The sequence below is a fragment of the Streptomyces sp. NPDC060027 genome, assembly GCF_042737005.1.
In the GTDB taxonomy this organism is placed as follows: domain Bacteria; phylum Actinomycetota; class Actinomycetes; order Streptomycetales; family Streptomycetaceae; genus Streptomyces.
Genome location: NZ_JBHWVI010000143.1, coordinates 1 through 23034, shown reverse-complemented (window position 1 = coordinate 23034; position 23034 = coordinate 1). Strand labels below are relative to the sequence as shown.

21 protein-coding genes and 1 pseudogene are annotated in these 23034 nt (G+C 72.9%); 11 read left to right on the top strand and 11 right to left on the bottom strand.

Features of this window, described 5'->3' with window-relative positions; all coding sequences use genetic code 11:
• From ACFWBT_RS29060 to ACFWBT_RS29040, 5 genes and pseudogenes are all read right to left on the bottom strand, one after another.
• Positions 1-1367 (bottom strand): annotated as a pseudogene (locus ACFWBT_RS29060) (hypothetical protein); the annotation flags it as partial.
• A 66-nt stretch (positions 1368-1433) separates the two neighbouring features.
• Positions 1434-2312: a hypothetical protein gene (locus ACFWBT_RS29055; RefSeq protein WP_385705681.1), complete on the bottom strand. Its 879-nt coding sequence runs from the start codon at positions 2310-2312 to the stop codon at positions 1434-1436.
• Positions 2309-2785, bottom strand: coding sequence for a hypothetical protein (locus ACFWBT_RS29050; protein WP_385705679.1), 477 nt, complete (start codon positions 2783-2785; stop codon positions 2309-2311). The genes ACFWBT_RS29055 and ACFWBT_RS29050 overlap by 4 nt, the downstream gene beginning before the upstream one ends.
• Complete coding sequence (locus tag ACFWBT_RS29045; RefSeq protein WP_385705677.1) at positions 2782-4299, bottom strand: hypothetical protein; 1518 nt, start codon at positions 4297-4299, stop codon at positions 2782-2784. The genes ACFWBT_RS29050 and ACFWBT_RS29045 overlap by 4 nt, the downstream gene beginning before the upstream one ends.
• Positions 4300-4521: 222 nt before the next feature.
• Positions 4522-5226, bottom strand: a complete 705-nt coding sequence (locus tag ACFWBT_RS29040) for a GntR family transcriptional regulator (protein ID WP_385705675.1) — start codon at positions 5224-5226, stop codon at positions 4522-4524.
• A 256-nt stretch (positions 5227-5482) separates the two neighbouring features.
• On the opposite strand from ACFWBT_RS29040, the gene ACFWBT_RS29035 reads away from it, so the two are divergent.
• From ACFWBT_RS29035 to ACFWBT_RS29015, 5 genes are all read left to right on the top strand, one after another.
• Positions 5483-6802 (top strand): MFS transporter, encoded by a 1320-nt coding sequence (locus ACFWBT_RS29035; RefSeq protein WP_385705673.1) that lies wholly within the window; start codon positions 5483-5485, stop codon positions 6800-6802.
• Between the two features lie 53 nt (positions 6803-6855).
• Complete coding sequence (locus ACFWBT_RS29030; RefSeq protein ID WP_385705685.1) at positions 6856-7653, top strand: putative hydro-lyase; 798 nt, start codon at positions 6856-6858, stop codon at positions 7651-7653.
• 29 nt (positions 7654-7682) lie between these two features.
• Positions 7683-8456: a LamB/YcsF family protein gene (locus ACFWBT_RS29025; protein ID WP_385705671.1), complete on the top strand. Its 774-nt coding sequence runs from the start codon at positions 7683-7685 to the stop codon at positions 8454-8456.
• Positions 8457-8527: 71 nt separating this feature from the next.
• Positions 8528-9145 carry an allophanate hydrolase subunit 1 gene (locus ACFWBT_RS29020; protein ID WP_385705683.1) on the top strand — a complete coding sequence of 206 codons (618 nt, stop codon included), beginning with the start codon at positions 8528-8530 and terminating at the stop codon, positions 9143-9145.
• Entirely contained in the window at positions 9142-10011 is an 870-nt protein-coding gene (locus ACFWBT_RS29015; RefSeq protein WP_385705669.1) for a biotin-dependent carboxyltransferase family protein, read from the top strand. Before ACFWBT_RS29020 ends, ACFWBT_RS29015 begins: the two co-directional genes overlap by 4 nt.
• Before the next feature lie 126 nt (positions 10012-10137).
• Here ACFWBT_RS29015 and ACFWBT_RS29010 read toward each other — a convergent pair whose 3' ends face one another.
• The 5 genes from ACFWBT_RS29010 to ACFWBT_RS28990 form a co-directional block, all read right to left on the bottom strand.
• Entirely contained in the window at positions 10138-10992 is an 855-nt protein-coding gene (locus tag ACFWBT_RS29010) for an SGNH/GDSL hydrolase family protein (RefSeq protein WP_385705667.1), read from the bottom strand.
• Entirely contained in the window at positions 10989-12143 is a 1155-nt protein-coding gene (locus ACFWBT_RS29005) for a glycosyltransferase (RefSeq protein ID WP_385705665.1), read from the bottom strand. Before ACFWBT_RS29005 ends, ACFWBT_RS29010 begins: the two co-directional genes overlap by 4 nt.
• A complete protein-coding gene (locus ACFWBT_RS29000) occupies positions 12140-13303 on the bottom strand; it encodes a glycosyltransferase family 4 protein (protein WP_385705663.1) in 1164 nt (387 codons plus the stop codon). Before ACFWBT_RS29000 ends, ACFWBT_RS29005 begins: the two co-directional genes overlap by 4 nt.
• Positions 13304-13442: 139 nt before the next feature.
• A complete protein-coding gene (locus tag ACFWBT_RS28995; protein WP_385705661.1) occupies positions 13443-14861 on the bottom strand; it encodes a HEAT repeat domain-containing protein in 1419 nt (472 codons plus the stop codon).
• 300 nt (positions 14862-15161) lie between these two features.
• Positions 15162-15554, bottom strand: a complete 393-nt coding sequence (locus ACFWBT_RS28990) for an ankyrin repeat domain-containing protein (protein WP_385705659.1) — start codon at positions 15552-15554, stop codon at positions 15162-15164.
• A gap of 260 nt (positions 15555-15814) precedes the next feature.
• On the opposite strand from ACFWBT_RS28990, the gene ACFWBT_RS28985 reads away from it, so the two are divergent.
• Positions 15815-16009 carry a hypothetical protein gene (locus tag ACFWBT_RS28985; RefSeq protein ID WP_037621052.1) on the top strand — a complete coding sequence of 65 codons (195 nt, stop codon included), beginning with the start codon at positions 15815-15817 and terminating at the stop codon, positions 16007-16009.
• 38 nt (positions 16010-16047) lie between these two features.
• A complete protein-coding gene (locus ACFWBT_RS28980; protein WP_385705657.1) occupies positions 16048-17625 on the top strand; it encodes an ATP-binding protein in 1578 nt (525 codons plus the stop codon).
• Between the two features lie 126 nt (positions 17626-17751).
• On the opposite strand, the gene ACFWBT_RS28975 is transcribed toward ACFWBT_RS28980, so the two are convergent.
• Positions 17752-19251 (bottom strand): PLP-dependent aminotransferase family protein, encoded by a 1500-nt coding sequence (locus ACFWBT_RS28975; RefSeq protein ID WP_356469272.1) that lies wholly within the window; start codon positions 19249-19251, stop codon positions 17752-17754.
• Between the two features lie 98 nt (positions 19252-19349).
• Here ACFWBT_RS28975 and ACFWBT_RS28970 point away from each other — a divergent pair, with 98 nt between their 5' ends.
• The 4 genes from ACFWBT_RS28970 to ACFWBT_RS28955 all read left to right on the top strand — a co-directional run bounded on the left by ACFWBT_RS28970 (position 19350) and on the right by ACFWBT_RS28955 (position 22820).
• A complete protein-coding gene (locus tag ACFWBT_RS28970) occupies positions 19350-20036 on the top strand; it encodes a YitT family protein (RefSeq protein WP_385705655.1) in 687 nt (228 codons plus the stop codon).
• Positions 20033-20800 (top strand): glycerophosphodiester phosphodiesterase, encoded by a 768-nt coding sequence (locus ACFWBT_RS28965; protein ID WP_385705653.1) that lies wholly within the window; start codon positions 20033-20035, stop codon positions 20798-20800. Before ACFWBT_RS28970 ends, ACFWBT_RS28965 begins: the two co-directional genes overlap by 4 nt.
• Before the next feature lie 40 nt (positions 20801-20840).
• Positions 20841-22190 carry an MFS transporter gene (locus ACFWBT_RS28960; protein ID WP_385705651.1) on the top strand — a complete coding sequence of 450 codons (1350 nt, stop codon included), beginning with the start codon at positions 20841-20843 and terminating at the stop codon, positions 22188-22190.
• A gap of 255 nt (positions 22191-22445) precedes the next feature.
• Entirely contained in the window at positions 22446-22820 is a 375-nt protein-coding gene (locus ACFWBT_RS28955; protein WP_081223278.1) for an RNA polymerase-binding protein RbpA, read from the top strand.
• The last annotated feature ends 214 nt before the right edge of the window (positions 22821-23034 follow it).

Here is a 23034-nt window from a genome sequence, read left to right as displayed (position 1 = left end):
GCCCGGTGCAGGGCGCGGACGAGGTCGACGGCGGCCCGGGCGCGGGCGGCGAGCGCGGGAGCGGCGTCCCGTTCGGCCTCGCGGATCGCGTCGGCCACGCGGGTCGAGCGGTCGGCGGCGGCGCGATGCCGCAGCACGGCCTCGGCGGCCTGCCAGGCCGAGTGCAGCGTGCGCGCGTCGGCGAGCTCGCGCTTCTGCGCGGCAGCGGACTTCTCCGCGCCGGCGAGGGCCAGCGAGGCGTGGCGGTAGGCGAGTTCGGCGGCGATCAGCGCGCTGCGCTCGCGGGCACCCTCGGCATGGGTGACGGAGTACGCGGCGGCGGTCACCCGCTGGGCGAGCTCACCGGCGCGCACGCGCTCCCGTACGGCCCGCGCGGACAGCCGGCGTGCCAGCGTCCGGGTCCGCCGCTCGGCGCCGGTGTGGATGTCACGCGCGCGTGCTCGTGCCTCGGCGGCGTCGACGATCCGGCCGAGCAGATCCGCGGAACCGGCGGTGAAGTCGCGTTCGGCGATGAGTTCGGCGCGGCGCCCCAGCTTGTTGCCGAAGCCGCCGACCAGGTCGGCGAGCCCGTCGGTGTCACGGGTGTCGGTGACCGCGCGCAGCAGGAGATCGGTGAAGTCGGAGTCCTTCTTGACCGCGAAGAGGCCGGCGGCCTCACCCTCGTCGGCGTTCATCTCCCGCTGGTAGCGGAAGAGTTCGGGGTCCAGGCCCAGATCGCCGAGGTGTTCGTTCCAGCGGTCGTGGATCTCCTCCCAGTGCACTTCGAGGTGCGGGTACACCTTGCCCGCCTCGGTGATCGCGTCGCGGAAGCCCTTCATGGTGCGCCGCCGCCCCCGCGCGCCGGAGGCGCCCTCGACGGGCGGTCGTACCGCGGTGGCCTCGGCGACGGGCAGGTTGTCCAGGCTGAGTCCCGGACCGGGACGGAAGGAGTACCAGGCTTCGGCGAACTTCCGCGGGTCGTTGGAGACCTGCCGCCCCCGCCACTCGCTCGCCTTGCCGACCACCACGCACTCGCCGGTCAGCGTGTGCTGCCACTCCAGGGCGACGTGTCCGCAGTCGTCGGCGAGCAGGAACTTGCGCAGCACGCCGGAGCTGGCGCCGCCCAGGGTGTTGCGGTGTCCCGGGAGCATCACCGAGAAGATCAGCTTGAGCAGGACCGACTTGCCGCCGCCGTTCTCCAGGAAGAGCACGCCGGCGGGCGCGGGCCGGCGGGGCGGGCCGACCGGCTCCTCCTCGAAGAACTCCGCCTGGGTGGGCGCGGGGTCGGGCACGGGCTCGCCGACACCGCGCAGATCCAGCACGGTGTCGGCATAGCGCGCACCGGCGGGCCCGATGGAGTAGAGGCGGACCCGGGACAGCTCGTACATGGCGGCGGACTCTCGTAGTCGTGAGGGGGTGAGGTCGTGGGAGGAGCCGGGGGCGGCCGGCGGACGTCAGGAGTGGAAGGGCAGTCCGGCTCCGGCGGCCAGCTCCAGGTCGTCGGAGTCCTCCGCGGGCAGCAGCGTCGCCGTGCCGTCGGTCACCGGGACGATGCCCAGCTCCAGCAGTTCGGCCATGGCCGCGCTGCCCGCCATGTCGCGGACCTGGAGCTGGTAGCGGGCCGTCGTGCGGTAGGTGCCGCCGGCGTCGTCCCCGGTGCGCTGGAGGAAACCGGACTCGGTGAGGAAGGTGACGGCCTTCGCGATGATGCCGGTCGTCGAGCCGGCCAGTCTTCGGGCGTCCTTGGTGGCGCCGGTGGAGCTGCGGCGCGCCCAGATCCGCCAGGCCGCCTCCAGGCCCGGCGCGTCGGTTGCCGGGTCGGTGTTCTCGCCGGTCTCCTCGGCCCGCTCCTCCAGGCGTCGGCAGGCCTGCCGTACGAACGCGTCGACGCCGTTGACCGAGACGCGGCCGATGTATCCGTCGTCCGCGAGGTCCTCGGGGCGAGGGAAGGCCAGGGCGGCCACGGCGAGGTGGGCGAGTCCGTGCAGGAAGCGGTCCCCGGAGTCGGCCGAGGCGCGACGCGCGTAGTCGCCCATGCGGACGGCGAAGACCGAGTCCTCGGCGGCGGTCACCGCCATCCCCGCGCGTGGGGACACCTCCAGGACGATCAGCCCGAGGCCGGCGGCGACCGCGTCGGCGAGCCGCGCGAAGGGCGGGTCCTCGCGATAGCGGCGCAGCAGCTCGGCGTACTCCTGGTCGCGGGCGGGCTGCAGTTTCGGCTGCAGCCCGAAGGCCACGAGCCGCGCCGCGTCGGCGGCGTCGGCCGGTGTGACGGGGGCGTTCGCCGGCGCGGCGGTGGCCTCCGGTTCACTCCACTCGACGTGCTCGGTCACGGCTGGGGCTCCTTGTTCGGAAGTACGGGGTTGCCTACGAGGGTGCGGGCCGGTGCCCCGCACGGGGCGGGCCGACCGGCCGGCCGGGGCTTCGTCGGACGGACGCGGCCGACGACGCCGGACCCGAGGAACCGGCCCGACCCGAGGATCGGGCCGCCCGATCCGAAGATCCGGCCCGACCCGAGGATCCGGCCCGACCCGAAGATCCGGCCGCCCGATCCGAAGATCCGGCCCGACCCCAGGATCCGGCCCGACCCGAAGATCCGGCCCGACCCGAAGATCCGGCCGCCCGATCCGAAGTTCCGGCCCGACCCGAGGATCCAGCGGGTCGCGAGGATCCGGCCGGACGTGGGGATCGGGCTCGTCGCGAGGATCCAGTTGGACGTGAGGATCCGGCTGGAGGTGAGGACGGGGGCGGACGCGAGGACCGGGGGCGCCCCGCTGTGCCCGAGCTGGTGCGGCGGACCGTTCATGCCCGGTCCGCCTTCATCCCGGCCGCGTCGAGCAGGGCCATGCCCACGATCAGGTCGGCCCCGCCGAACTCCGGATCGTCCAGCTCGGTCCCGTCGTCCACGGCGAACAGCAGGCGCTCCTCGCCCTGCCGGTAGGCGGTGCCGACCGGCGGACTCGCGGCGTGCACGGCCAGGAGTGCCACGAGATACGGCAGCTCGGGATCGCGGAGGCGGGCCTCCGCGAGCAGCCCGGACAACCGGCGCGGCGCGTCCGGGGACAGATTCAGCAGTTCCATGGCGGAGGCGAGCTGCCCCTCGCTGAACCGGCTGTCGTCCGGTGTCGCGATCAGATCGGGCTCGGGCATCTCGGCCCCGAGGTGCTCCCGCTCCAGCGGCGGCGTCAGCAGGATGTCGACGAGGTCCCCGACGCGTACGGCGACAGGTGTGCGCAGTCCCGTCCCGCGCGCGAAGAACGCGTCGGTGACGCGCAGCGCCCGCTCCACCGGCAGGGGCAGCACCGGAGCGACCAGGTGTCCGTAGAGGTCGATCCCCGAGGTCGTCATGGGGGTCCCGAAGGCCTGCCGGTCCTGCTCGGCGCGGAACAGCGGGCCGGCCTCCAGGAGGCGGGACTGGAGCTGGGTGTGCCTGCGGATGCAGTCCTTGACTATGTCGACGAGCTCGGCGGCGCGCCGCTTCTGCTCGGCGTCCTCGGACTCGTCCCGGGCCTTGCGGATGTTCGTGAGGATCGCGTTCTCGTGGCGGTAGCGGTCGGCCACGTGGTCCAGGGCCTCGGCGATCATGTCGGGGACGGCCTGGAGCCAGTCGACGGCCCGCACATTGCGCCGGGTCGCGTCGAGGGCCTTGCGGAGCGTTTCCGCGTACTGCACGGTCCGGTAGCGGGCCTGCTCGGCGGCGAGCTGGGCGTCGGCCAGCCGGCCGCGGCTGATCAGGACCTCCAGCTTGACCTCGGCGGCGATCTGCGCGCTGGTGACGTCGGTGTCGAGGGCGCCGACGAGGACGTTGACCGCTTCGTCGGTCGTACGGAGGTAGACGCTCCCCCCGTAGCCCGGTACCTCCTCGATCAGCTTGAAGTCGTAGTCGCGGCGCACATAGGTGCCGTCGGGCGCGAAGGTGCCGTACACGGCACGGAAGCCCCGGTCGACGCTGCCGACGTTGATCAGGTTCTCGAGGACCCAGCGGGCCACCCGCTCGTGCTCGACGACCGGGCGGCGCGGGGCCTGGGCGGCGATGCGCGGGATGAGCCTGGCCACTATCTGGTCGTGGTCGGCGCCCGTGTCGAAGTCCATGTTCAGTGTGACGAGATCGATGGCGGCGAGGGCGACCTCGGCCATGCCGTACACCGTGTACTCGCCCGCGAGGTTCGCCTTGCGCACGTCCAGGTCGTGCAGCGGCGCCGTGCAGGCGAGCGCGCGCAGCCGCCGCGCCAGGCCCTCGTCGGCGGCCGGGCCCGGCGCCGGGCGCGGCCCCGCGCTGAGCTGGGGCGGAGCGCTGTCCGTCGATGCAGGCGAAGTCACGGTGCACAGACTAGGTCCTCGGTCCGACAACGGTCGAAACGGCGCAGAAGCGACCGCCGCCCCCGGCCCCTCCCCGACCCCACCACCCCACACCGGCCCCACCACCACACACGGGCCTGCCCCGCACCACCGGGCCGGCCCGGCAGGCCGGTGCCGCCGGCCCACGGATCCCCTGCCCCGCGTCGGCCACGACCTCCGGCACCCGCGCCGGAGGCCCCCGCGTCAGTCGGTGTCCTGCCCCCCGTCGGCCACCCGGCGGGCGTAGACCTCGACGAGGCCCTTGAGGGAGTCGTCGAGGTAGCCCGCGAGAAGGCGCTCCGCGCCGTCCCCGTCGCCCGCCTGGAGGGTCCGCAGGATCTCGTGGTTGCGTGCGAGATAGGGCTCGTGGAGCCGCTGGGGGTCGTCCACCACGTGGAAGGCGAGACGCAGCTCGGCGAAGACGCTGCGCATCACCTCGTCGGTGCGGGCGCTGCCGGCGAGGGCGACCAGCTCGCGGTGGAAGTGGATGTTGGCGGTCGACACCCCTTTCCAGTCACCTTCGCGAGCCGCCCGCTGCCCTTCGGAGACGGCCTCGGCGAGCCCGTCCACGGCGTACGGCGGCCTGCCGAGCCCGCGGACCACGGCGCACTCGACGAGGGCGCGGGTGCGGTAGATGTCCTCGACGTCCTCGACGGTGAGCACCCGTACGAAGACACCGCGATTGAGCTCGTGCACCAGCAGCCGCTCGTGCGTGAGCAGCCGGAAAGCCTCCCGCAGCGTGTTCCGCGAGACGCCGAGCGCACCGCCGATGCTGTCCTCGGACAGCCGTGTCCCGGGCGGGAAGAAGCCCTCGGCGATCCGGCTCCTGAGGATGTCCGAGACCCGCTCGGCGGTGCTGGTGCGCCCCAACAGGGCGCGATCGTCGGCCAGTTCCGTCAGCTCTGCCATGCCCGAATTCAATCGCAGATACAAGAACGAAACAACATAGGTATTGAGGGATCGTTCAACGATCCTCTACCTTGTCGGACAGGCGCCACCGGACCACCGCATGTGCACACCGCTCCGCACGGCTCTCCGCACGGCTCTCGGTGCGCACCACCGCTCCGCACTGCGGCGCACCACTGCGCACCACCAAGGCACCCAAGGCTTCCGCACGGCACGGCTCAGTCCTCATGCACGCTCCGTCCCTCACTGCGAGGTGCCCATGAGCACGACCCCTCCATCCCAGGCCCTGACCGCCGGCACCCCACCCGTCGCGGGTGAACCCACCGCTCAGGAAGGCGCGTTCGGCTGGCTGCGCGCACTCGGCCCGCGGGGCCGGCGCGCCTTCGGCGGCGCGTTCGGCGGCTACGGCCTCGACTCGTACGACTACTTCACCCTGCCGCTGAGCATGGTCGCCCTCGCGGCCTACTTCGGTCTCGACAGCGGCCAGACCGGTCTGTTCACCACGGTCACGCTGGTCGTCTCCGCGGTCGGCGGCGCCGTCGCCGGGGTGGTCGCGGACCGGATCGGACGCGTCAAGGCACTGATGATCACCGTGATCACCTACGCGGTGTTCACGGTGGCCTGCGGTTTCGCGCCCAACTACGAGACGCTGCTGGTGTTCCGCGCCCTCCAGGGCCTCGGTTTCGGCGGCGAGTGGGCGGTCGGCGCGATCCTGGTCGCCGAGTACGCGAGCCCCCGGCACCGGGGGCGCACACTCGGCGCGGTCCAGAGCGCCTGGGCCGTCGGCTGGGGCCTGGCGGTGGTCGTCTACACGCTGGTCTTCCAGTTCCTCGACGACGACATCGCCTGGCGGGTGATGTTCTGGACCGGCGCGCTGCCCGCACTGCTCGTGGTCTGGGTCCGGCACCGGGTGCAGGACGCCCCCGAGGCGGCCGCGGTCCGCGAACGGAGCGCGGACAAGGGATCGTTCACCGCGATCTTCAGGCCCGGTACGGCGGAGGCCCCGGGCCTGCTGCGCACCACGTTCTTCGCGGTCCTGCTCTCCACCGGCGTCCAGGGCGGCTACTACACGCTGGCCACCTGGGTGCCCACCTACCTGAAGACGGAGCGCGGACTGTCCGTCGTCGGCACCGGCGGCTATCTGACGCTCCTGATCTCCGGAGCCTTCCTCGGCTACCTCACGGGCGGTGTCCTCACCGACAAACTGGGGCGCAAGCGCAACATCCTGCTCTTCGCGATCCTCTCCGCGGCGTGCATCCTCGCCTACGCGAACATCCCCGGCGGCTCCAACACCCTTCTCCTCGTGCTCGGTTTCCCGCTCGGCTTCTGCATGTCGGCGATCTTCAGCGGCTTCGGCTCGTTCCTCAGCGAGCTGTACCCGGCGGCTGTACGGGGCACGGGACAGGGCTTCACGTACAACACCGGGCGGGCCGTCGGCGCCGCCTTCCCCACCACGGTCGGCTTCCTGGCCGACAGCTGGGGCGTGGGCGGCGCGCTGGTGTTCGGCGCGATCGGCTATGCCCTGGCCGCGGTCGCCCTGATCGGACTCCCCGAGACGCGTGGCAAGGAGCTCCTGTGAACGACACCGTCCAGGTACGGCCCCCGGCCCTCGCCGGGAGCCCCTCGCGGAGCCTGTCGGCGATCGACGGTCACGCGCACGCGTGGACCCCCGAAGAAGCGCGCCGGCGGTTCCGGTCGGGGCTGTCGGTCCCCACCGCCGGAATCGCCGCGGGCCACACCCAGGCGAACCTCATCTCCGTGCCCGCCGACTGGGCGTACGAGACACTGCTGTTCTGCCAGCGCAACCCGAAGCCGTGCCCCGTCCTCGACGTCACCGACGCCGGTTCCTGGACCACTCCGCTCGCCACGGGCGCGGACCTGCGCACCGACCTGCCGCGCTACCGGGTGTGGGAGCACGGCACGTTGGTGGCCGAGCCCACGGACGTCGTCGCCTACTGGCGGTCCGACCTGGTGTCCTTCCTGATCGGATGCAGCTTCACCTTCGAGTGGGCGCTGAGCTCGGAGGGCGTCCCGATGCGCCACATCGAGCAGGGCCGCAACGTCTCCATGTACGTGACGGCGCGTCAGTGCCGCCCCGCGGGGCGGCTGCACGGGCCGATGGTCGTGTCGATGCGCCCCGTGCCGCCCGAGCACCTGGCCGCGGCGATCCGGGAGAGCAGCCTGCTGCCCGCCGTGCACGGTGGTCCCGTGCACTGCGGGGAACCGTCGGTGCTGGGCATCGAGGATCTCTCGCGCCCCGACTTCGGCGATCCGGTGACGGCGGCCCCGGACGACATCCCGGTGTTCTGGGCGTGCGGAGTCACGCCCCAGGCGGCCGTGATGGCGTCCCGGCCACCGTTCGCGATCACCCACGCGCCCGGGCAGATGTTCCTCACGGACACCCGCGACGAGCAGTACCGAGTGGCCTGAACGGGCCGGAAGAGGAGACACGGCAGCTCATGACCCCCATCGATCTCAACGCGGATCTCGGCGAGGGCTTCGGCCGCTGGCGACTGACCGACGACGAGCAGCTGCTGTCCGTCGTCACCAGCGCCAATGTGGCTTGCGGTTTCCACGCCGGGGACGCGGCCACCATGCGGCGGGTGTGCGAGCTGGCGGCGGAGCGGGGTGTACGGATCGGCGCCCAGGTCTCCTACCGCGACCTGGCGGGGTTCGGGCGGCGCGCGATGGACGTGCCGCCCGACGAGCTGGCGGCCGAAGTGGCCTACCAGATCGGCGCCCTGGAGGTCTTCGCGCGCGCGGCCGGCTCGCGCGTGGCGTACGTGAAGCCGCACGGCGCGCTCTACAACCGGGTCGTGCACGACGAGGAGCAGGCAGCGGCGGTCGTCGACGGCGTGGTGCTCGCGGGCGCCGGGAGCGGGGCGGGGGGGCTGCCCGTCCTGGGGCTGCCGTCCTCGCGCTTCCTGAAGGTGGCCGAGCGTGCCGGACTGCCCGTCGTCACCGAGGCGTTCGCGGACCGCGCGTACACCGAGGAGGGCACTCTGGTGCCGCGGACCCAGGAGGGCGCGGTGATCACCGAGGCCGAGACGGTCGTGGAACGCTCCCTGGGCCTGGCCCGCTTCGGAGTGGTCACGTCCCACTCCGGGGAGCGGGTTCCGGTCCGCGCCCGCTCGCTGTGCCTGCACGGGGACACTCCGGGCGCGGTCGACCTGGCCCGCCGGGTGCGTGCCCGGCTGGAGTCCTCGGGCGTGCGCGTGGAGGCGTTCGCGTGAGCGCTCGGCCGGCCGGCGACGGCGAAGGCGGCGGTGGCCGCCGCGCGGACACGGTGTCCGCCGACGACGGCATGAAGGCCCTGCCTGTCGGGGACCGGGCGCTGCTCGTCGAGGTCTCCTCGGGGGAGGCCGCCCAGGCCCTGCACGCCGAGCTGCTGCGGCGCCGCGCGGAGGGCTCGCTCTCCGTGCGGGAGATCGTCCCGGCGGCCCGCACGGTGCTCCTGGACGGGCTGGACGATCCCGCGCGTCTCGCGGAGCGGCTGCCCGGCTGGGAGATCCCCCCGCTGAACACGCGCGCGGACGCCGCCGTCGAGATCCCCGTACGCTACGACGGTCCCGACCTGGCGGATGTGGCGGCCCTTTGGGGGGTGGCGGTGCGCGACGTGCCGGAGATCCACGCGGCGACCGAATTCCGGGTCGCCTTCTGCGGGTTCGCACCCGGCTTCGGCTACCTCACGGGACTGCCGGCACACTACGACGTGCCGCGTCGGGCGACCCCGCGGACGGCGGTTCCCGCGGGCTCCGTGGCGCTCGCGGGCCCGTACACGGGGGTGTACCCGCGCAGTTCGCCGGGCGGCTGGCAGCTGATCGGCTCGACGGACGCGGTGCTGTGGGACCACGCGCGCGTACCGGCCGCGCTGCTGGCCCCCGGCGCGCGCGTCCGCTTCGTACCGGCGGGTCGTCCATGAGCGACCGGGCCCTCGCGGTGGTGCGGGCCGGAGCGCTGACCACCGTCCAGGACCAGGGACGACCGGGCCACGCGCACCTCGGCGTACCGCGCTCCGGAGCGCTGGACGCGCCGGCGGCGGCGCTGGCCAACCGGCTCGTCGCCAATCCCCCCGAAGCGGCCGTGCTGGAGACGACGCTCAACGGCTGCGCCCTGCGCCCCCGTTCGACGGTCACCGTGGCGGTGACCGGAGCGCCCTGCCCAGTCACGGTGGACGGCCGCCCGGCTCCGTGGGGAGCTCCTGTCCGGGTGCTCGCCGGTGCGCTGCTGGACATCGGTCCCGCGCGCGCGGGGCTGCGGAGTTATGTGGCCGTGTCCGGTGGCGTGGCGGTCGAGCCGGTGCTCGGCAGCCGCTCGACCGACCTTCTCTCGGGTCTCGGACCCGCGCCCCTCACGGACGGCGCGGTGCTTCCCCTGGGGCGTCCGGGCGCCGTTCACGCGCGCGTGGACGTCGTTCCGCACAGCGCCCCGCCCGCCGAGCTGGTCCTGCGCGTGACGCTCGGCCCGCGCGACGACTGGTTCACGAAGTCGGCCGTACGGACGCTCACGACCCGCGCCTACCGGGTGTCGTCGGCGAGCAACCGTATCGGCCTGCGGACGGAAGGGCCCTCGCTGGAGCGAGCCGTCTCCGGCGAACTCCCCAGCGAGGGCATGGTGCTGGGTGCCGTCCAGGTACCTCCCGACGGCTGCCCGGTCGTCTTTCTCGCCGACCATCCGACCACCGGGGGGTATCCGGTGATCGCGGTCGTCCGCGGCACCGACCTCCCCGCGGCCGCTCAGGCGGTCCCGGGAACCCCGGTGCGCTTCGTGGCCGTGCGCCGCCGCTGAGGCCGTCAGGGGCACGTACGCCGGTGTTCGGGGCACCGGGGCCACGCGTGCCCCGCACCTCCTGCGCCCTTCCGTCCATCGGTCCATCCGTCCCCCCGTCCATCCGTCCATCCGTCCATCCGTCCGTCATGCCACGTCCGGTTGTTCGGCCACGGACAGGGCGGCCAAGGCGGACGCGACGGCGTGCGAGGCGCTCAGGTCGAGGCGGGCGCTGGTGCCCCGGGCCCGGTGGCGCACTTCGGACGCGGCCAGGGTGAGCAGTTGGGGCAGCAGGTCCGTACAGCGCCGGGCCACCCATCCCGTTCCCGCGGTGGCCAGCCACAGCAGGCTCGCCGAGCGGGTCGGCGCGGGGAACTCGGGCTCGGCCGAGGGCGTGGTCCCGGTCGCGACGCCCTCCTCGGCGAGCAGGGCGTGGAAGCGCAGGGCGAGCCGGCGGTGCCCGAGCTCCCCGGGGTGCAGCCGGTCCGCGCTCCACACGGCGCGGTCGCTCAGCCATTCCTCCTCCGCCGCGTGCAGATGCGTCGCCCCGTGCCGCTCGGAGAGGGCGTGCACGACCGCGTTGACCGCGCGCTGCCGCCGGGCCAGCGGGCGGGCCAGGGCTCCCGGCAGCCCGAGCATCGAGCCGGGGTCCGGGAGGCAGGCCGTCATCACGACCGTGTCCCGCGCGCGGAACGCCGCGTACACCTTGTCGAGCCGTTCGGCCACGGCATGGATGTCGAACGTGCACCGCAGGGTGTCGTTGACGCCGATCACGACGGAGACGAGGTCGGGCTCCAGGGCGAGCGCCGCCGGGGTCTGCCGCTCGAGGACGTCCCGTGTCTGCGCACCGCTGACCGCTAGGTTGGTGAACCGCGCGGGGATGCCCGCCGGGGCGAGCCCGGGGGCGAGCAGCTCGGCCCACCCCCGCCACCGGTCCCCGACGGGGTCGCCCACGCCTTCCGTGAGCGAGTCCCCGAGGGCGACGAACCGCACCGGTCTCATGCCGCGCCCTCCTGGAGGCGCGGCCGGGTCGGGACCACCGCGTCGTGCGCGGCGAGGAAGCCCGCGACGGCCGCGTCCCAGCCGAAACACTCGGCACGCGCGCGTGCGGCCTGCCTGCGCTCGCTCTCGGTGCGGCCGAGGAGCAGCCGTACCGCGTCCGCGAAGGAGTCCCCGCTGTCGGAGGCGGTGGCTCCGGCGGAGCCGACGATCTCCGGCAGGGCGGAGAGCGAGCTGGCGACCACGGGGGTGCCGCAGGCCATCGCCTCCAGGGCGGCGAGCCCGAAGGTCTCCGCGGGTCCCGGCGCCAGGCACACGTCGGCCGAGGCCTGGAGCGAACCGAGCAGGGTGCGGTCGGCCATGTGCCCGAGGAAGGTGACGGGCAGCCGCCGGTCCCTCGCCCGCTGTTCGAGCCGGGCCCTGAGCGGTCCGTCGCCGGCGACGACGAGGACGGCGCGCTCTCCGCGTCGCAGCAGCGCCTCCACGGCGTCGAGCGCCGTACCGGGACGCTTCTCGACCGAGAGCCGCGAGCACATCACGAGCAGGGCCTGGTCGGCGCGCGCGTAGCGGGCACGCAGCGCCGGGTCCCGCAGTGCCGGGTGCCGGTTCACCAGATCGACGCCCAGGGGGGCGCGTACGACGTTGCGGGCGCCGATACGCACGAACTCGCGCTCGGCGAACTCCGTGGTGCACACCACCCGCGCGTAGGAGTGCGCGGTACGGACGTTGAGGGCGTCGGCGGTCCGCCGGGCCAGCCCCTCGGAGAGTCCCCAGGTGCGCAGCACACCGTCGGCGGTCTCGTGGGAGACCATCACCGCGGGCACCCGGGCCCGCCGCGCCCAGACTCCGGTCCAGCGCAGGGTGGTGCGGTCGGAGACCTCGAGACGGTCGGGGGCGAGCGACTCCAGGAGGCGGGCCACCCGCCGCTTGTCCGTGAGGACGCGGTAGCCGCCGGTCCCGGGCAGCAGCGGCCCGGGCAGCGTGATCACCCGCCCCTGCTCGGTGTCACGGTCGCTCGCGCGCTCACCGGGTACGACCAGCACCGGTTCATGGCCGGCCGCCCGATAACCGGCTCCCAGCTCCCGCAGCGCGGTGCGCAGGCCCCCGGAGGCGGGGGCGACGAAGTTGGCGAGCCGTACGATGCGCAGACTCATGCCGCCACCAGCTTCCGCGCGGTCAGCACGTCCTCGTAGTGGCCGATGAGCTGGTCGCCCACCGCGGCCCAGGTGCGGCCCTCGACCATGGCATGTCCGGCGGCGCCGTAGGCCGCCCGCAGCGCGGGATCGGCGGCAAGTGTGCGCACCGCGTCCCGTACGGCGGCGCTGTCGCGCGGCGGGACCAGCAGCCCGGTGCGCCCGTGGGCGACCAGGTCGAGCGGTCCTCCGACGGCGGGCGCGACGACGGGCACTCCGCTGGCCATGGCCTCCTGCACGGTCTGGCAGAAGGTCTCGAAGGGGCCGGTGTGCGCGAAGACGTCCAGTGACGCGAAGATCCGCGCGAGTTCGTCACCGGTGCGCCGGCCGAGGAAGACCGCTCCGGGGAGCGCGCCCCGCAGGGTGGCTTCGCTGGGTCCGTCGCCGACCACGACGACCCGGACGCCGTCCAGTCCGCACACCCCGGAGAGCAGTTCGACCTGCTTCTCGGGGGCGAGCCGACCGACGTAGCCGACGATCAGTTCGCCGTTCGGCGCCAGTTCGCGGCGGAGCGCCTCGTCCCGGTGCTCGGGGCGGAAGCGGACCGTGTCGACGCCGCGCGCCCACAGCCGCACCCGGGGCACGCCGTGTGCCTCCAGGTCGTGCAGGGCCGCGCTGGACGGCGCGAGGGTCCGGTCGGCCGCCGCGTGCACGGAGCGGATGCGCCGCCACGCGGTGGCCTCGCCCGCGCTGATGTACGTACGGGCGTATCCGGCGAGGTCGGTCTGGTAGACGGCCACGGCGGGGATGCCGAGCCGGGAGGCGGCCGCCATGCCGCGGACGCCGAGGATGAAGGGGCTGGCCAGGTGGACGATGTCGGCGCGGTGTTCGGTGATGGCCGCGGCGACGCGTCGGCTGGGGAGGGCGACGCGGACCTGGGGGTAGCCCGGGAGCGGGAGGGAGGGGACGCGGACGACCGGGCACGGCGCCAGGGCGTCGGGGCCGCTCCCGGCGGGGGTCACTCCCGGTTCAGGGGAAGCCGGGAACCTGGGGGAGGTGGCCGGGGCGACGACCAGGGGAGCGTGACCGCGATCGACGAGGTGCCGGGCGGTCTGGAGCGCGCAGTGGGCCACGCCGTTCACATCGGGGGGAAAGGATTCGGTCACGATGACGACACGCATACGGGTGTTCTCGCCGCACTGGACGTGGCCGCGTCAACGTGGATCTTTGCGAACGATGAACGTCCCGTGAGCGTTGCACTCCGCCCCCGTCCAGGTCAGCCCCCGTCCACGCACCCCTGACTCCCGGGTCACCGAACGTTCATACGGCCGGCATGTCAGGCCCGATCCGGCTCCGTACCGCTGTCTGGACCTCGGCCTCCTCGGCCGGATCGGCGGCCAGCCGGCGCAGCTGATCCACCACGCGCGCGTCACCCGTCTCGGCGTGCCGGGCGGCGGTCTCGCGGGTGGTCTCCTCGCAGTCCCACAGGCACTCGACGGCGAAGCCGGCGGGGAAGGAGGGATCGGTGACGGCCAGGGCGCGGGCGGCGCGCTGACGCAGATGCGAGGACGCGGTCTCCCGGTAGATGTGCCGCAGCACGGGGGCGGCGCAGGCGATGCCGAGCCGTCCGGTGCCGTCGACGAGGGTCCACAGGGTCGGCGCGTCGGGGCCCTCGCCCCGCACCGCCTCGCGCAGGGCGGCCAGCACGAGGTCCCGGTCCTGCGCCCCGCCCCGGCAGGCGAGCATGCGGCCGGCGGCGGCGCCGAGCGGGTCGGGCCGGTGCGCCCAGCCCCGCGCGCGGTCGACCGCGGCGACGCTCCGCATCCGTTCGAAGGCGTCGACGGCGGCCTCGGCGACGGCCGTCGGACCGGCCGCGACCGCTGCCTCGATCAGGTCGAGGGCGTCCGGATCATTGCTGTCGGCGAGATAGCGCAGGGCCGTGCAGCGGGCCCCCTCGGTGCCCTGGCGCGCGGCCTCGACGATCTCGGGACGGTCCTCCGGCCCGGCGACGGCGGTCAGGCAGCGGGCGGCCGGGACGTGCAGCGCGGCTCCGCGGTCGATGCCCTGCTGGGCCCACTCGAAGACGGCGCGGACACTCCAGCCCGGGCGGGGTCCCGTGGGCCGCATCTGGCGCTGCCAGCGGTCGAAGGACCCGGCTTCCTGGGCGGCACGCACGCGTGCCGCGACGGATGCGCGGGGGTCGTCGGCCCACAGCCGCCAGGGCCGTGGCTCGAAGGAGTCGCGTACGGCGGTGGCGAGGGCGGCCTCGCCCTCCGCGTCGGCCGGGAAGCGGGCGAGCACGGGGACGGCGAGGGCGCGCAGGCCCGCGTCGTCGTCGCGCAGGGCCAGTTCGTCGAGGGCCCAGGCCCAGTTGGTGCCGGCGGCGGCGTACCTGCGCAGCAGCGCGAGCGCGTCCAGCCTGCCGTAGGAGGCGAGATGTCCGAGGACCGCGAGGGCGAGCCCCGTGCGTGACTCGCAGTCGTCGAGGACGTCCTCGGCGTCGAAGAGGTGCCGCTCGATCTCGTCGAGCTCACCGCTCAGATCGAGGTAGAGACGGGCGTAGTACAGGGAGCGGTTCTCCACCTGCCAGTCATGGCGGGGGTCTCGCAGAACGCAGTGGTTCAGTGCCGCGAGCGCTTCGGCTCGCGGTGCGGTGAGCGCGTGCAGCGTGCCGTCGCCGCGGCCCCTCTGGAGCAGGCCGAGCAGGGTTCCGCTGGGCGCTATGACCGGATCGAACATGGGAAACAGCCTCACATCAAGCGTCGACGCAACCGGGATCCTGCATTACCTGGCCGCGTGACAACACGTCGGAGCGCCCGCCGTCTCTTGCTTGCTGTAGACCATCTTCCTCTGCCTCTCGTCGGTGGCCCATGCGGGCCGCGTCACGGCCCGCGCGGTGCGGCAACTTCTGCCCAGCCATCGCGTCCGTGAATCACGTCGTCATGATGACCCGGCGGTTCTTCCTGCCGCGACCGTATTTCCGGCGGCCCCGTTCCGCCTCCCTTTTTTCTTGCGTTTCGCCTGGTCAGAGCGTTCGGTTCAGTGCGCTCCGAACAGTTCGAGCAGGTCCGTCTTGGCGAACATGCGCGCCGTGTCGACGGCCGAGGGGGTGCCCGCGGCCGGATCGGCGCCGGCCGCCAGGAGGACCCTGATGACGGCTTCCTCACCCTTGAAGACGGCTCCGGCGAGCGGGGTCTGACCCCGGTCGTTGATGCGGTCGGCCTCGGCGCCGCGCTCCAACAGGGCGCCGACCGCCTCCGCGTGACCGTGGTAGGCGGCGAGCATCACGAGCGAGTCGCCGCGGTCGTTGGTGAGGTTGGCCGGAACGCCCGCGTCCACATACGCCACGAGCGTCTCCGTCTCGCCGCGTCGCGCAAGATCGAAGATCTTGGTCGCCAGCTCCACGACCTCGGGGTCGGGGGCTTCACTCATCGGCCGGACCGCCTCTCACTGCAACCGTTCGGGTGAATCGACAGGGTACTGGCTCCGACGGCACATGACAGGCACCGCCCGCGGCAAAGATCACAAAGGGTGCATCGGGAGCAAGAGACCAGCTCAGGCGGCCCAAGAGGGCTCCACCAGGTGAGTGAAATCTTCCGAAATTCACCCTGTTGCACCTTTTATCGTATGGATACATGCTGTGATCCTGGAACAACTCATGGTGACTGTCCCCACGAACCAGGAGAGATCAAATGATTCTGTCCATGTCAGGCGTCGTCCTTCTCGGCATCATCGTCTTCCTCTTCTTCAAGAAGGACGGACTGAAGGCGTCGCACGCCCTGGTGGCCGCACTCTTCGGCTTCTACCTCGCGAGCACGGCCATCGCGCCGAGCATCAAGGCCGGCGGGGAGAGCCTCGCGGGCCTCCTCGGCGGGATCAAGTTCTGACGACGTCCCCACCTCGTACGCACCTTCAGGAGACAGCAGTGGCTCGGCGCCCTCTCCCCCGCATCCTCAGCAATGGCACCGCACAGATCGCCAAGAGCCGGGAGCTGGCCCGGACGGCAGCCGACAGCGCCACCGATGTCCTCCATCCACTGATCACGGTCACCCGTGGACTGCGCCGGCTGGCAGCCGCCGGACGGCGCAAGTGGGCCGCCACCCCCAAGGACCGGCGCGGGCCGCTGCTGTTCCTGGTGGCCTCGGTGATCCTGGTCGTGGCCCTGGTGCCGTACGGACCGCTGCTCGCCGTCATCAGCCTGATGGCGGCGGCAGCCTGGACCGGCCGGGACCGCACCCCACCGCCCCCGACCGGTCCCGACGAGGCACAGACGGGACGTCTCCAGTCCCTCTACGAGGCCCTCGTCCCGTACTTCTCCGCGGCCGAGGACCCCGATCCCCTCTACGCCCACGGCGGCGACTGGGAGAAGGCCTTCGACGCGTACGACTTCGACGACGACGGCCGCGTCTCCCGTCTCCTCGTCCGCTACCCGGCGTACTTCACGGACGGCGAGCCGGACTCCCGCGCCCGTATCGAGCAGCTTCTGCACGCCAAGTCGGGTCGCGGCCGTGAGTACCACTTCGACTGGGACGAGGAGGGCAACGAACTCACCGTCACGGTCCTGCCGCCCCTCCCCACCGACATCGCCGCCCAGCGCTTCGTCACCGCGCCCGGCGAGACGGTCCTCGGCTTCACCGATCCGGCCGACGTCCAGCGCACACTCCCCCTCACCTACGGCGAGGAACAGCGCGACGTCCCGCCGGTCGTCTGGCGCACGGGCGCCCGTTCCACCGAACCGCACCTGCTGATCGCGGGCGAACCGGGCACCGGCACGACCACCCTCCTGCGCTCCATCGCCCTGCAGTCCCTCCGGTACGGCGATGTCGTCATCGTCGACGGCGGAGGCACCGGCGAGTACGCGTGCCTCACCGGGCGCGACGGTGTGCTGGCCGTCGAGTCCTCGGCGACCGGGGCGCGCGGCAGTCTGGAATGGGCGGCGCACGAGACGGAGCGGCGGCTGACCGCCGCGAACCGCGCCCGTCAGGCGGGGCATCCCGCCCCCGACGACATCAAGAACCCGCTGTGGATCCTGCTGGACCGGCCGAGCGCGCTCGGTCACCTGGCCGCCGCCGACGGACGGGGGGACCCGCAGGACCTGCTCCAGATCCCGCTGCGGCACGGCCGCGCGGCGGGCGTCACGGTGGTGGTCGCCGAGCACTTCGAGCACCTCGACCTCCTCAGCGACGCGGTACGCCAGCACACCCGCGCGCGCGTGGTGCTCGGGCCGGCCTCGGCCGCCCAGCTGGAATCGATCCTGGGAGCGCCCCCGCACACCACGCCGACCCGGGACGTCCCGCCCGGCCGCGGCTACGCCCGCCTGGGCACGGGGCCCGTCCTGCGCCTCCAGGTCCCGGCGACACCGGACCCGTACGACGACGCGACGAGTGAGACGCACCGGCGGGCGGTGCTCGACCTCCTCCCGGAGCGGACCACTCCGGGAGACACGGCACAGGCGCCCTCGGAGGTCGCCGGGGTCGCCGAAGTCGCCGTGGCGGAGGGGTAGGGGCACCTCCCCCAAGGTCTTCTCGCGCGCGGGCCGGAGACTCCTGGTGAGTCTCCGGCCCGTCCGTCATGCGTGCCGCTCCGTCGTCCGCCGCTCCGTCGTCCGTGCCGCTCCTGGTCCGAGCCGTCAGGCCACGAACGTCCGCGGTCCTTCGTCCCCTCCGCTCGCGCCGGTCTCCACCAGCCGGGCCGCCGCGGCCAGCCGCGTCGCCGCCTCCTCCGCGACCGCCCCGCCCACGGTGAACGGCAGCCGCACGTACCCCTCGAAGGCGCCGTCCACCCCGAACCGGGGTCCCGAGGGCACGCGCACGCCGACGCGCTCACCGACCTCGGCCAGCCGCGAACCGGACAGACCGCCCGTGCGCACCCACAGGGTGAGGCCTCCGTGCGGCACCGAGAACTCCCACCGGGGCAGCTCCCTGCGGACGGCCGCGACGAGGGCGTCGCGGTTCTCGCGGGCCTGGCCGCGCCGGATGTCGACCGCCTGCTCCCAGCCCCCCGTGCTGAGCAACCAGTTCACGGCGAGCTGCTCCAGCACGGGCGTGCCCAGGTCGGCGTACGCGCGCGCGGCGACCAGGCTGCGGATGACGTCGGGGGCCGCCCGCACCCAGCCGATCCGCATACCCGCCCAGAAGGCCTTGCTCGCCGAGCCCACGGTGATCACGGTCGAGCCCGCCGGGTCGAAGCCGCACACGGGACGCGGCATCTCCAGGCCCTCGTCCAGATGGAGTTCGCTCATCGTCTCGTCGACGACCAGGACGGTGCCCGCCGAGCGCGCCGCGTCCACCAGGCCGCGCCGCTGGTCCTCGCCGGCGAGCGCCCCGGTGGGGTTGTGGAAGTCGGCGACGACGTAGGCGAGCCGGGGGGCCGCGTCACGCAGGACCTGGCGCCAGCGGTCCATGTCCCAGCCGGCCAGCCCCTCGGCCATCGCGACGGGCACCAGCCGGGCACCGGCCTCGCGCATCAGCTGGAGGATGTTGGCATAGGAGGGCGACTCGACGGCGATGCGCTCACCGCGGCCGGCGAAGAGATGACAGATCGCGTCGATCGCGCCCATCGCTCCGGTGGTCACCATGATCTGCTCGGGCATGGTCGGGATGCCGCGCGCCGTGTACCGCTCGGCGAGCATGGCGCGCAGCGCGGGCAGTCCGGCGGGGTAGTCGCCGTGCGTGTGCGCGTACGGCGGCAGCTCTTCCAAGGCGCCCCGCACGCTGCGGGTCAGCCACGGCTCGGGAGCGGGGAGCGCCGCGCAGCCGAGATCGATCATCGAACCGAGGGTCTCGGGAGGCAGCGGCTCCAGACCGCGCGCGGGCAGCGGATTTCCGGCGGGGACCGCGGTCCAGCTGCCGGCTCCGCGGCGGGACTCCAGGAAGCCCTCGGCCCGCAGCGCCTCGTAGGCCGCGGCGACGGTCGTGCGGCTGACGGACAGGGCCAGCGCCAGCTCCCGCTCGGCGGGCAGTCGCGCGGCGACCGGGACCCGCCCTTCGAGCACGAGCAGGCGGACACCGTCGGCGAGCGCGCGATACGCGGGCGGACGGCGGGTGCCCGGCCCCGCGGGGCGCTCCTGCTGGGAGTTGAGGAGCCGGGCGAGCTGTGCGGCCCCCACCGCCGAAGTCCACTGCGCCATGATTCCAGTCCACCTTCCCCGAATTGGCCATGGATGCGACCACTTCTCAAGCCACAGAGTGTCATGCGCCAGGCCACTACCACCACTGGGGGCATCCCGTGTCCAGACGTTCCGAGTCCGCACCTGCCGAGGCTCCCGGACCAGGACGGCTTCCACGCCGCCTCGTCCAGCTCTACGCCGGCCTCGCCCTGTACGGCGCGAGCTCGGCGCTCCTCGTGGAAGCGGGTCTCGGGCTGGAGCCGTGGAACGTGCTGCACCAGGGCCTCGCCGAGCTGACCGGTCTGACGATCGGCGTGGTGTCGATCATCGTGGGCGCCGCGGTGCTGCTCCTGTGGATCCCGCTGCGCCAGCGCCCCGGCCTGGGCACCGTCTCCAACGTCTTCGTGGTCGGCATCGCCATGGACGGCACCCTCGCGCTGGTCCCGGACGCGCACGCCCTGGCCGTACGGATTCCGCTGCTGGTGGCGGGCATCGTGCTGAACGGCGTGGCGACGGGCCTGTACATCTCCGCCAGCTTCGGCCCGGGTCCCCGCGACGGTCTGATGACGGGACTGCACCGGCGTACGGGCCGCTCGGTCCGGCTGGTGCGCACGGTCCTCGAGGTGGCCGTCGTCGCGACCGGCTTCGCGCTCGGCGGCACGGTCGGCGTCGGCACGGTGCTGTACGCCGTCGCCATCGGGCCCCTCGCCCAGCTCTTCCTGCGCGTGTTCGCCGCCCGTCCGGCACCGGCCGGCAGCGCTGTCGTTGCCACCGGTCGACCGGAGCGCGCCATACTGCCCGGGTGAGCTTCCGCACCCTTCACCCGTACCTCGACCATCCCGGCCCGATCCCCTTCGCGCACCGCGGCGGGTCGGCGGACGGTCTGGAGAACACACTGACCCAGTTCCGGCGGGCGGAGAACGCCGGCTACCGCTACATCGAGACCGATGTCCACGCCACGGCGGACGGCAGGCTGGTCGCCTTCCACGATGCGACCCTCGACCGCGTGACGGACGGCGCGGGCCGGATCGCGGACCTCCCCTGGGACGACGTACGCCAGGCGCGCGTGGCGGGCCAGGAGCCGGTACCCCTCTTCGAGGAGTTGCTCGAGACCTTCCCCGATGTGCGCTGGAACGTCGACGTCAAGGCCGAACCCGCTCTCCTCCCGCTGCTCGATCTGATCGACCGCAGCGACGCCTGGGACCGGGTCTGCGTCGGTTCGTTCTCGGAGGCGCGCGTGGTCCGAGCCCAGCATCGGGCCGGGCCGCGCCTGGCCACGTCCTTCGGCACCCGCGGGGTGCTCAACCTGCGGCTGCGCTCGTGGGGCGCACCGGCCGCGGTGCGCCGCTCCGCCGTCGCGGCCCAGGTGCCCGAGACCCAGTCGGGTGTGCCGGTGGTGGACCGCCGCTTCGTAAGGGCCGCCCACGCGCGCGGGCTCCAGGTGCATGTCTGGACCGTGAACGAACCGGAACGCATGCACCGGCTCCTGGACCTGGGAGTCGATGGCATCATGACCGATCACATCGACACGCTGCGCAAGGTCCTGGAAGACCGGGGCACCTGGTTCTGAGCCTCCTCGCGCGGTCCTGCACGGAGAAGCGAGGGCACGGGTGAGCACGGACACCGTGCGGGCGGGGGCGGCCGAGGAGGCCGCCGAACGCCGGCGAGAACAACGCGGCTGGTACTTCTACGACTGGGCCTGCTCCGTCTATTCGACGAGCGTGCTCACCGTGTTCCTGGGCCCCTATCTGACAGCGGTGGCCAAGCACGCGGCGGACGCGGACGGGTTCGTCCATCCCGTGGGGGTCCCGGTCCGCGCCGGTTCCTTCTTCGCGTACGCGGTCTCCGCCTCCGTCATCCTGTCGATCTTCGTGATGCCGATCGCGGGCGCGGCCGCCGACCGTACGGGCCGCAAGAAGCCGCTGCTCGCCGCGGCGGCCTATCTGGGCGCCGGAGCCACCGCGGGCATGTTCTTCCTGGACGGCGACCGCTATCTGCTGGGCGGACTGCTGCTGATCGTCGCGAACGCCTCGCTGGCCGTCTCGATGGTCCTCTACAACTCGTACCTGCCGCAGATCGCCCCGCCCGAGGAGCGCGACGCCGTCTCCTCCCGGGGCTGGGCCTTCGGATACGCGGCGGGCGCGCTGGTCCTGGTCGCGAACCTGATCCTGTTCACGGCCCATGACCGCTTCGGCGTCTCCGAGGCGACGGCCGTGCGGATCTGTCTCGCCTCGGCGGGTGTCTGGTGGGGCGCCTTCACCCTCGTACCGCTGAGGCGGCTGCGCGACCGCCGTACGGCCTCCACCGGACAGGCGTCCACGCACGGATGGCGGCAGCTGGCCGCCACGCTGCGCGACATGCGCGGCAAACCGCTCACGCTCTCCTTCCTGCTCGCCTACCTCATCTACAACGACGGCATCCAGACGGTCATCTCCCAGGCCTCGGTCTACGGCTCCGAGGAGCTGGGCCTCAGCCAGTCGACCCTGATCGTGGCCGTACTCCTGGTCCAGGTGCTCGCGGTCGGGGGCGCACTCGGCATGGGCCGGCTGGCCCGCACGTACGGCGCGAAACGCACCATCCTCGGTTCGCTCGTCGCCTGGACGCTCACCCTCGGCGCCGGGTACTTCCTGCCCGCGGGCGCGCCCGTGTGGTTCTTCGTCCTCGCCTCCGGCATCGGACTGGTCCTGGGCGGCAGCCAGGCGTTGTCGCGCTCCCTGTTCTCGCATCTCGTACCGAGCGGCAAAGAGGCCGAGTACTTCTCGGCGTACGAGATGAGCGACCGCGGAATGAGCTGGCTCGGCCCGCTGCTGTTCGGGTTGACCTACCAGCTGACGGGAAGCTATCGGGACGCCATCATCTCGCTCGTGGTCTTCTTCGCCCTCGGATTCGTCCTGCTCGCGCGGGTCCCGATCCGGCAGGCGATCCGCGACGCGGGCAATCCCGTACCCGAGAGGATTTAGCGTCCGGGGCCAAAGAGCGGTAGTGTACGCGTTTGGCCTGCCTGGCGTACCGTTACTGCGCGTCAATGACACTGAAGCGTTGGGTGACATCTGATGCAAGATGTGACAAACCGGGCGACGGTGGGTACAACAAGGGGCGGCTACGACGGCGACGCATGACCCGTAACGGGAATCTTTACCGCCGACCGGACGTTGACCGGATGACGACGACAGCGACACCTGTCCTGTGGGCGACAAGCCCGGGAGGCACGATTCATGAGTGAGCGAGCTCTTCGCGGCACACGCCTCGTAGTGACCAGCTATGAGACGGACCGCGGCATCGACCTGGCCCCGCGCCAGGCCGTGGAGTACGCATGCGAGAAGGGGCACCGATTTGAGATGCCCTTCTCGGTGGAGGCCGAAATTCCGGCGGAGTGGGAGTGCAAGGTCTGCGGGGCCCAGGCACTTCTCGTCGACGGCGACGGCCCTGAGGAGAAGAAGGCGAAGCCCGCGCGCACGCACTGGGACATGCTGATGGAGCGGCGCACTCGCGAGGAGCTCGAAGAGGTCCTCGAGGAGCGTTTGGCCGTTCTTCGCTCCGGCGCGATGAACATCGCGGTGCATCCGCGGGACAGCCGCAAGTCCGCGTAACCCCTCCGAGGGTTGAGCGGCATACACAACGCACGCCGAGACCGCGGGCACCGTACGTCACGTACGGGGTCCGCGGTCTCGTGCGTTGCGGTGAGTTCCCGGGCGCCGTTCGCCGTATGCCGGCGGGCAGTGGCGGCCCGGCGCGCCGCGCGTCGGGCGACTCGGCTCGGCCGGGCCCACTGCGCTCGACCGGGCCCACTGCCGGACACGACGG